We start from the raw sequence: 1,922 nt of genomic DNA on the forward strand, positions 1-1,922 counted from the left end.
CGGCACAGGGGAAGTTGATCGGCGAGGGAACAGGTGATAAAGCGGAGGCAGTAGCCGATTGGTTGGGGGGACAGAGTCTCGAGGTAAACGACGAAGTACCTCCGTGCGACTGGAAGATGGCCGTCGTCAGGATGGGGGGGCGGGAAGAGTTGCTCGTGCAGATGGTTGATCTGTTCTTCACCGAGATGCAGAAACTGCTACCCGCGCTCCATCAGGCAATCGCCGCCGAAGAGATGCCCGCAGTGCAACGACTGGCACACTCAATCAAAGGTTCGGCGGCATTGTTCGCCGCCCCCGCAGCGGTTGCAGCCGCGCTGCGAATCGAAGTGATGGGTCGCACAAGCAATCTCGCAGGGGTCGACGAAGCCCTGCCAATACTGGAACATGAAATCGACCGGCTGATACAGGCGTTGACGACGCATAGAGTCAGGACATAGCCTATCGTGCATCCAGAGATGAAGTCGAGACAGTCTTCATTTCGGCACGGCAAAAAATCGACTGGCGACTTTACGGGGAGTCGTCCGGTAATGTCACAGAGCGGGGCTGTCGGGCCGATCCCACGAATGACGCACACGCGGGGCAAACATGGCACTCATCCTTATCGTGGACGACGTCCCGTTACACGGGCTTCAGGCAGCCACACTCCTTCAGGAGCGTCCCGGCTGGAGAGTGGCCCACGCAGAAGATGGCCTCCAGGCACTGAGGCAGATGCGGGAGCAGACCCCCGACCTCGTCCTGACCGACATTCAGATGCCCGAGCTAAACGGGCTGCAACTCGTCGAAGCGATTCAGCGGGAGTTCGTACATGTCCCCGTTATCCTCATGACGGGTCATGGGAGCGAGGAGATCGCTGCCGAGGCACTGAGGGTCGGGGCGGCCAGCTATGTCCCCAAGCGAGACCTTGTTCGAGATCTTGTCGAAACTGTCGCCAAGGTGCTCAGCATGTCTCGAGCCCTTCGCAATCAGCAACAAGTGCTCGAATGCCTCGTCGCGACGGAACTGACATTCCTCCTCTCGAACGACCCCGGACGAGTGCAGCCGCTCGTCGGATATCTGCAAGACCATATTTCGATGATAGAACTCGTGGACCAGGCCGGAGTGATCCGCATCGGAACTGCACTGCACGAAGCGGTCATCAACGCCATGGAACATGGGAATCTGCAAGTCTCGTCCGAACTGCGTGAGAGCGACGACTTCGAAGCCTATCGGCGGCTCGTTGACGAGCGTCGCCAGATGACCCCTTACCGCGATCGCAGGGTTCATGTCTCCGCCCGTTTCACCCCTCAACAGGCAACGTTTGTCGTTCGCGACGAAGGCCCGGGATTCGATACATCGTCGATACCCGACCCTCGCGATCCTGCCAACCTCGAACGATGCAGCGGACGTGGCCTCTACCTCATTCGCACCTTCATGGACCAAGTCTCTTTCGGAAAGAATGGGACCGAAATCACCATGACCAAATTCCGCTAACAACTGACCTGCTCCGCTCGTACTGACGTTTCTGTCCACATCCATGCCCAGTCGAAGATTCGGACTGACGTCGGACGGGGGAGACCGTTACGATTCCCTCAGTGGTTGCCGTGATGTTCGCGTTTCCCGGACTGTCAACATTACGGATCTCCCGACCCTCACACAGAAGCCCACTTCCGGAACTTGCGATGACATTATCTACCTCTCAGGCCGTACTCCATCAACGGACAGGACCATGGACTTGTCGTGGCCGTTCCCTCCGGGTCGGCGTTCTGTTGTTGCTCCTGGGTGTTTCCACTCTGTTCGGCCTGCAAGAGGGAGATGCCGTGGGGGCCGACTGGCCGCAATTTCGGGGGCCGGACGGACAAGGGATCGCTTCGACGGAGCCGGTGCCGACCGTCTGGAGCGAGACCCGCAATGTTGTCTGGAGAACTCCACTCAACGGCACAGGC

General features: G+C 59.0%; 2 protein-coding genes. Both read left to right on the top strand.

Annotated features, from left to right (window positions below; genetic code table 11):
• Positions 1 to 437, top strand: a 437-nt coding sequence (locus tag R3C13_RS14830) for an Hpt domain-containing protein (RefSeq protein WP_371311618.1), incomplete at its 5' end; no start/stop codon positions are given.
• A gap of 148 nt (positions 438 to 585) precedes the next feature.
• Entirely contained in the window at positions 586 to 1,470 is an 885-nt protein-coding gene (locus R3C13_RS14835; RefSeq protein WP_371311619.1) for a response regulator, read from the top strand.
• The last annotated feature ends 452 nt before the right edge of the window (positions 1,471 to 1,922 follow it).

The sequence above is a fragment of the Hyphomonas sp. genome (assembly GCF_041398385.1).
In the GTDB taxonomy this organism is placed as follows: Bacteria; Pseudomonadota; Alphaproteobacteria; order Caulobacterales; family Hyphomonadaceae; genus Hyphomonas.